Source organism: Zoogloea sp., assembly GCF_030157465.1.
Taxonomy (GTDB): Bacteria; Pseudomonadota; Gammaproteobacteria; order Burkholderiales; family Rhodocyclaceae; genus Zoogloea.
Genome location: NZ_JAOAUU010000174.1, coordinates 72,186 through 79,526, shown reverse-complemented (window position 1 = coordinate 79,526; position 7,341 = coordinate 72,186). Strand labels below are relative to the sequence as shown.

General features: G+C 65.9%; 8 protein-coding genes. 4 read left to right on the top strand and 4 right to left on the bottom strand.

Annotation, left to right across the window (positions count from 1 at the left end; all coding sequences use genetic code 11):
* From Q1W26_RS21455 to mgtE, 3 genes are all read left to right on the top strand, one after another.
* Positions 1-278: M24 family metallopeptidase (locus tag Q1W26_RS21455; protein WP_300444998.1), on the top strand; the 278-nt coding region annotated here is incomplete at its 5' end.
* 1 nt (position 279) lies between these two features.
* Positions 280-1,422: an FAD-dependent monooxygenase gene (locus Q1W26_RS21450; protein ID WP_300444996.1), complete on the top strand. Its 1,143-nt coding sequence runs from the start codon at positions 280-282 to the stop codon at positions 1,420-1,422.
* Between the two features lie 112 nt (positions 1,423-1,534).
* Complete coding sequence (mgtE, locus tag Q1W26_RS21445; protein ID WP_300444994.1) at positions 1,535-2,977, top strand: magnesium transporter; 1,443 nt, start codon at positions 1,535-1,537, stop codon at positions 2,975-2,977.
* Positions 2,978-3,092: 115 nt separating this feature from the next.
* Here the strand turns inward: mgtE and Q1W26_RS21440 are convergent, their stop codons facing one another.
* The 4 genes from Q1W26_RS21440 to Q1W26_RS21425 form a co-directional block, all read right to left on the bottom strand.
* The gene (locus Q1W26_RS21440; RefSeq protein WP_300444991.1) at positions 3,093-3,284 is read right to left on the bottom strand and encodes a DUF2892 domain-containing protein; all 192 of its coding nucleotides are present in this window, start codon (positions 3,282-3,284) and stop codon (positions 3,093-3,095) included.
* A gap of 91 nt (positions 3,285-3,375) precedes the next feature.
* Entirely contained in the window at positions 3,376-4,041 is a 666-nt protein-coding gene (locus Q1W26_RS21435; RefSeq protein WP_300444988.1) for a Crp/Fnr family transcriptional regulator, read from the bottom strand.
* A gap of 10 nt (positions 4,042-4,051) precedes the next feature.
* Positions 4,052-4,816, bottom strand: a complete 765-nt coding sequence (xth, locus tag Q1W26_RS21430) for an exodeoxyribonuclease III (protein ID WP_300444986.1) — start codon at positions 4,814-4,816, stop codon at positions 4,052-4,054.
* Positions 4,817-5,005: 189 nt separating this feature from the next.
* A complete protein-coding gene (locus Q1W26_RS21425; RefSeq protein ID WP_300444983.1) occupies positions 5,006-6,850 on the bottom strand; it encodes a hypothetical protein in 1,845 nt (614 codons plus the stop codon).
* A 266-nt stretch (positions 6,851-7,116) separates the two neighbouring features.
* Between Q1W26_RS21425 and Q1W26_RS21420 the strand changes: the two genes are divergently transcribed.
* Entirely contained in the window at positions 7,117-7,293 is a 177-nt protein-coding gene (locus tag Q1W26_RS21420) for a hypothetical protein (RefSeq protein ID WP_300444980.1), read from the top strand.
* Positions 7,294-7,341 lie beyond the last annotated feature (48 nt).

Sequence of the window (7,341 nt, the reverse complement as noted above, 5' to 3'; positions counted from 1 at the left end):
TCTACATGCACCGCACCGGCCACTGGCTGGGCCTCGACGTGCACGACGCCGGCGAATACAAGCTCGCCGGCGAATGGCGCCTGCTTGCGGCCGGCAACGTGCTGACCGTCGAGCCCGGCGCCTACATCCGCCCCGCCGACGGCGTGCCGGAAGCCTTCTGGAACATCGGCATCCGCATCGAGGACGACGCCCTCGTCACCGACACGGGCTGCGACATCATCACCATCGCCACGCCCAAGAGCGTTGCCGACATCGAAGCCGTGATGGCTGAGCGCTGAGATGGAAAGACACGACATCGCCATCGTCGGCGCCGGCCCGGTGGGCATGACCCTGGCCCTTGCGCTCAAGGATTCCGGTCTCGACATCATCCTGCTCGACGCCCGCGCGCGCGGCGCCGCCCGCCACGACCCGCGGGTGCTGGCCCTGTCCCACGGCAGCAGGCTGACACTGGAGCGCCTCGGCATCTGGGCCCGCCTGCCGGCAACGGCCATCGAAACCATCCATATTTCCCACCAGGGCGGCCTTGGCCGCAGCGTGCTGCGCGCCAGCGAATACGGCCAGCCCGCCCTCGGCTACGTGGTGGCCGCCGGCGATCTGGCCGCCGCACTCGACGATGCCATCGCCGCAGCCGGCATTCCGGTGCGCGACCACGCCACGGTGAGCGGCCTCGCGGCCGGCGTCGACGACGTGCTCATCAGCCTCGACGACGGCACCCACCTGTCGGCCCGCCTTGCCGCCTGCGCCGAAGGCGCCATCGCCGGCGACGACGACACGGCCCTCGTCGAGCGCGACTACGGGCAGTGTGCCGTCATCAGCGTCGCCACCCCGGCCACCCCCCACGGCGGCCGCGCCTGGGAGCGTTTCACCCCGCAGGGCCCGCTGGCCGTGCTGCCGTGCGGCCGCGATTGCGCCATCGTGCACACCGCCAGCCCCGCCGAGGCCGACGCGCTGATGGCCCTGGACGACGACGCCTACCTCGCCCGGCTGCAAAGCCATTTCGGCGACCGCCTGCGCTTTGCCTCCGTTGGCCCGCGAGCCTGCTATCCGCTCAAGCTGCGTTACCGCCCCAACCCGGTCGGCCAGCGCACGGTGTGGCTCGGCAACGCCGCCCAAACTTTGCACCCGGTTGCCGGCCAGGGTTACAACCTGGCCCTGCGCGACGTGTGGGCCTGCGCCCAGGTGCTGCTGAAGGCCGGCGGCGACCCGGGCGCAGCCGACACCCTCGCCACCTACGCCCGCGAACGCAGCCTCGACCGCCAGGGCACGATCCGCTTCACCGACGGCCTCGTGCGGCTGTTCAGCAACGCCGTGGGCCCGCTGCTCCACGCCCGTGGCGCCGGTCTGCTGGCCCTCGACCTGATCCCGCCGGCACGTCATTTCGTCGCCAAGCGCATGATGTTCGGCGCCCGCGCCTGGCCCTGACAAAAAAGCCCGGCGATCGGGCTCAATTGCGGGTCGCCGCGGCGCAGCAAAGGCCGTAGAATCCGCCCCGGCGCGCCGCCCGGCGCCCCGCCGCCACACGGGATGCCCGACCATGGCCGAAGCCGACGACCTCCAGCAACACGATGATCTCGACAGCCACCTGCGCGAGATCCAGCACCTGCTCGCCCGCCACAAGCTGGTGGAGGATCTCGTCCATCGCCAGGAAATGCCCAAGCACGACCTGGTCGAAAACCTGGTCCACAAGCAGCACATCCACGAGCTGACCCACAAGCTCGACAGCCTCCACTCGGCTGACGTCGCCCACATTCTCGAAGCGCTGCCGGTTACAGAACGCCTGTTCGTCTGGGATCTGGTCAAGGCCGAACGGGACGGCGAAATTCTTCTCGAAGTCTCCGACGCGGTGCGGGAGTCCCTCATCGAGTCGATGGACCCGGCCTCGCTGCGGGCCGCGGCCGAGCAACTCGACGCCGACGAACTCGCCGACCTCGCCCCCGATCTGCCCCATGAGGTGATGGAGGCGGTCTACCAGGGCCTCGACCCGGAAGAGCGCGAGCAACTCCGCGCCGCCATGTCCTACCCCGAGGATTCGGTCGGCGCACTGATGGATTTCGAGATGGTCACCGTGCGCGAGGACGTTACCCTCGAAGTCGTGCTGCGCTACCTGCGCCGCTTCGACGAACTGCCCGACCACACTGACCAGCTTTTTGTCGTCGACCGGGACGAACACCTGCGCGGCGTGCTGCCGATCAACCGGCTGCTGATCAACGACCAGGACACCGAGGTGAGCGAAATCATGCTCACCGACACCCTCACCCTCGAACCCTCGGACGAAGCCGAAACCGCCGCCCAGGCCTTCGAGCGCTACGACCTCGTGTCGGCCCCCGTGGTGGATTACCACCGCAAGCTGGTCGGGCGCGTCACCGTGGCCACGGTGGTGGACTTCATCCGTGAAGAAACCGAAAGCGAACTGCTCAACCAGGCCGGTCTGAAAGAGGGCGAAGATATCTTCGCGCCGGTATGGGATTCGGTGAAAAACCGCTGGGCCTGGCTGGCCGTCAATCTCGTCACCGCCTTCATCGCCAGCCGGGTCATCGGCGCTTTCGAAGACTCCATCGAAAAGCTGGTCGCGCTGGCCGCGCTGATGCCCATCGTCGCCGGCATTGGCGGCAACTCGGGTAACCAGACGATCACCATGATCGTGCGTGGCATCGCCATGGGCCAGGTCCAGGATGACGCCCTGACGCGCCTCCTGAAAAAGGAAATGGGCGTTGCGCTGATCAACGGCCTGGTGTGGGGCAGCCTGCTCGGTGTGCTGGCCTGGGTGCTTTATGGCAGCGCCGAGCTGGGTGCGGTCATGACCGCTGCGACCACCCTCAACCTGCTTCTGGCCGCCCTGGTCGGCGTCATGGCGCCCATGATCCGCAGCCGTCTCGGTCAGGATCCGGCGGTCGGCTCCAGTGTGATCATCACCGCCGCCACCGATTCAGGCGGTTTCTTCATTTTTCTGGGGTTGGCAACCATCTTCCTGATGTAAGCCCGCGCCCCCTGGTGGCCCGCCATAAAAAAATCCGGAACCTGTTTGGGTTCCGGATTTTTTGTGGCTGACACGGGAAGGGGCCGTGCCGTCCTTCCGTATGCCGGAAAGGCGATCAATCCTTCCGGATCGGGCAGCTGTTCATGCCCAGCAGCGGGTACACCGGGCAGAAGCCGGTGAGGCCGGTGGCGAGCGGCACCACGCCGATCCAGGCCCACGCCGGGCCACCGAGCGCCGCCCAGGCCACAAGGGCCACACCGGCGCCGATGCGCAAAATCTTGTCGATACCGCCTACATTCTTTTTCATGGTGGCCTCCTGGCGCATTGATCTGTTGAGCAGGCGTATTTAAGCGCTTGCTGATATGCGCCGTCTGTAACTTTGGTTACACAGCGGCTGTTCAGCCGGCCGCCACCCGGCGCAGGCCGGCGGCGTCGAGGATTTCCACCTGCTCCCGCGACAGGGCCACCAGCCCTTGTGCCGCAAAGCCCTTGAGCAGGCGGCTGACGATCTCTCTAACGCTGCCCAGTTCGTCGGCCAGGTGCTGGTGGGTGGTATGCAGGCGCTGGCCCTTGCCCAGGAGCAGGGCGGCGAGGCGCTGATCGAGCTTGCGGAAGGCCACTTCCTCGATGAGCTGCATCAGCTCGGCGATGCGTTCGGAGAACAACTGGAAAATGAAATCGCGGAACGTCGGCTCGGCCAGCAGGGCCTGGAAATCGGCGTTCGGCAAAACCAGCAGCGTGGTTTCGGATTCGGTGACGCCGCGGGCGTTGTAGGGCGTCTGGCCGAGCAGGCAGGCCGATGAAATGACGCAGGTTTCGCCCGGCGCGACCCGGTAGAGCGGCAGTTCGCGCCCGCTGGGGGCGGCCTTGAAAACCCGGATGCTGCCCGTCAAAACAAAAGGAAAGCCCTGACAGGCCTGGCGTTCGTCGAAGACCGTCGTGCCGGCCGGCAGCCTCATTAAATGTGCCCGCTCGCCCAGGCGCAGGCGCGCCGCCCCGGGCAGTGCGGCGAGGATGGGGTAGAGGGCGATGAGGGCATCGCAGCCGGCGGGCGAGCGCGTCATGGTGCGGCTGTCAGGATTCAGCTATCTCGACGATCACCGGCGTGTGGTCGGAGGGGCGCTCGAGCTTGCGTGGCTCCTTGTCGGTGTAGCAGGCCGTGCATTTTTCGGCCAGCGGGGCCGACAGCAGCAGGTGGTCGATGCGCAGGCCAAAGTTGCGGCGGAAGGCGCCCATGCGGTAATCCCACCACGAAAAACTGCGCTCGGGCTGCTCGAACAGACGGAAGGCGTCGGTGAGGCCAAGGCCGATCAGGGCCTTGAAGGCGTCGCGCTCGGGCTGGGATACGTGGATCTCGTCTTTCCAGTCGGGGTGGGCGTCGCGGTCTTCCGGGGCAACGTTGTAGTCGCCCGCCAATACCAGCCGGGGCGTGACCTGCAGTTCGGCGCGCAGCCAGTTGGTGAGCGCCTCCAGCCAGGCCAGCTTGTAGGCGAATTTTTCGGAGCCGACGGCCTGGCCGTTGGGGAAGTAGCCGCAAACAATACGCACCCCGTCGAGGGTGCCGGCGATGATGCGTTTCTGCTCGTCGGCAAAGCCGGGAATGTCATGGCTCACATCGACCAGCGGCTTCCTGCTCAGGATGGCCACGCCGTTGTAGGTTTTTTGTCCGCTGAACACGGCCTGGTAACCGGCAGCTTCGATCTCGGCCAGCGGAAAAGCCTTGTTCTCGCACTTTAGTTCCTGCAGGCACAGGGCATCCGGCTGGTTGGCCGCAAGCCAGTCGAGGACGTGGGGGAGGCGGACCTTGAGGGAGTTGACGTTCCAGGTGGCGATTTTCATGCGTTTATCTGGGTGGCTGACGTGGCGGCCAATGATAACCCCTGAATCCGCGGCTTGCTCCGGCCTCGCCTCCGCCGTATTTAAACGGATGGTGTGTGTAGCAACGACGTTGCCGGCGTGCCGTGTTGGGCGTTGGATGGGTCGCGGCGTGGTGGCAAACCGGCGCCGCGACGCGGTGTCTGCCGGATCTCAGGGGTAATGGCGGACGGTGGTGAATTCTCGCCCGCCGCTGGCCTTCACCGTGACGGAGATCTGCGCATCTCGCACTGCTGCGGTGAGGCCGATTCCGCGGCCCAGGCTCCAGCTGGTGGCGCCTGGAGCGAGGTCTGTCTCCTCGAACATCCCGTCCCCGAAGATGTCGAGATATGAAGCCGCGAAGCCGGCACTGGTGGGAAGGGTCCAGCTTGCCGAGATGTTGCTTGCGGTTTGTAGCTCGGCGCGGGTGGCGGGGTTGAGGCTGGTGAAGCTCGCAAACCATTTTTCCGGCGTGGCGGCCATCTGCGCTGCGCTCAGGGGCGGGGCTGCGAGGGAGGTGCTGGCAGGCTCGCCGATGATTCGATTATTGCTATCCAGGAAGGTGACCGTGTAGACGCTGTGTGCCTGGAGGCGGGATTCGTCCAGGCAACGTGTGCGGCTGGCGGGCTGGTCGGCGCACATGGGCAAGTGAACTTCGCTGGCGTAGTCAGGCTCGTCGGCGGGGGCGAACATTTCCGGGGTGTACATGAAGGAGGTTCGGCGCAGCACAATCCCCTCCACCGTCTCCAGGCCGGGAATGCCCGTTGAAATGCTTGGGAGCCCTGGCCCTTGCAGCACGGCGCGGGATGCGCCCAGCTTGGCAGGTGAGTCGATCCAGAATTCGACGTAGCGCTGGTACGTGTAAGCACCGCCGGGCTGCATTTCGCGCACGCTGACGATGTTGGGGGCGATGCCTCCGATTTGCCGGTTGCCCTGGATCAGCCAGCGACCGCCTGCATTTTTGCGGAAAGTCAGGGTGGCGGCGTGGTCGTCGACGAAGGTGCCGGGGACTGTCAGGCGGCAACGGATGCGGATTGTGTTGCCATCGGTGCTACGGAAGACGATGACGGGGTTGGTGTAAGACATGTCGCTTAGCTCGGAGCTCAGCAGGTATTCGCTGCTCAGGACCACCGCCAGGGGCAGGCCGGAATCCAGGAAGTCGCTGTCGAACAGGGCGGTCAGGGCTTCCAGCTGGCTGCCGCTGGGTGGGCCGTTCCGGAGGGCGGTGTTGAACTGCTCCAGGACCGCGGAGATGGCGTTCAGGTCGGATACGGCGGCCCTCAGGGCGCTGCCGTCGACAGGGGGCAGGGCGTCGGTGTCCGAGAGGCTGCCCAGGTGGTCGACGATGCTGTGGCCGGATGCCCGGCTGGTGATGGTGGCCAGGCCCCTGTCCTGGTCGACGCTGACCTTGAGCAGATCGAGGGCGCCGTCGAGGCCGCTGTGGTCGGCTTTGAACGGGCTGCGCAGCAAATCGAAACCGGCGGCGACGCCCATGCCGTCGAGGATCGGGCGCAGGCGGAGGGTCAGGGTGTCCCGCGAGCGATCGAGGGCTCCGGTGGTGATGGCCGAGATGTCGGTGAGTGCTGAGTCGAAAAGGCTGGCGGCTGGCGCGCCGGCAATGTTGGCGACGATCAGGTCGGTAAGCGGGGTGATGTTGATGGTCCGGCCGAGATCGTCAGAGGTGGCTGCAGCATGCAGCGTGACCGGCGTGCCGGCTGCGCTGCCGGTGGCGCGGAGAAGGAAAGGCCCCTGGAGGCCGGCGGTGTCGATGGTGAAGCTGCCATCGGTCTGGATTGTCGCGGTCTTGCGGGTACCGCGGCTGTCGAGCAGGGTGACCGTGCCGGCGATGGGGGCTCCGGCGGCGGCCGTGCCGGAAATGGCGCTTGCGCTGACGCTGGCAGAGGATTGCGTGTTGTTCGCGGTGGTGCTCCCGCTTGATCCGCCGCCGCCGCCGCCGCAGGCAGCGAGGGTGAGAGCGCTGGCGATGAGGCTGACAAGGGTATTGATTTTGGGTTTCATGATGTCCTCGGCATGGTGTCCGGTGACTTTAAATCATGATGACTGAATAAATCAACAGGTGTTTTGGTATGAAAAACTCCGGGCGTGCGAAGTTCGACGGGAGCCAGGGGGCGCCGACGGGTTTATGACAGGAAGTTTGTAATTTGCCGGCGTGCCGCAGGGCTTGGGGTATATGCTGGCGGCGAGGAAATTTTTCTCGGTAATACCGTATTACTGGTGAGAAGATGGATGGCGTTCAATTTAAAACAACAATCGGAGACACCGACATGAACATCAAGCCTTTGAATTTCCATCCCGGCGCATTGCTCAGGGCGGTGCTGGCATGGATCGCGGAAACCACCGAAGGGAGCCGCTCCGCGCGGCTTTCCTCGCTCGGGCTTGGCGCGTCGGGCCGCTGCCCGACGTGGTACGAAGAGTCATCGAACGCACAACGCTTGCGCTGAAGCGTGCGGCCCAGTCGCCCCGGCACGTGTTCGTGTCGGGGCGAAATT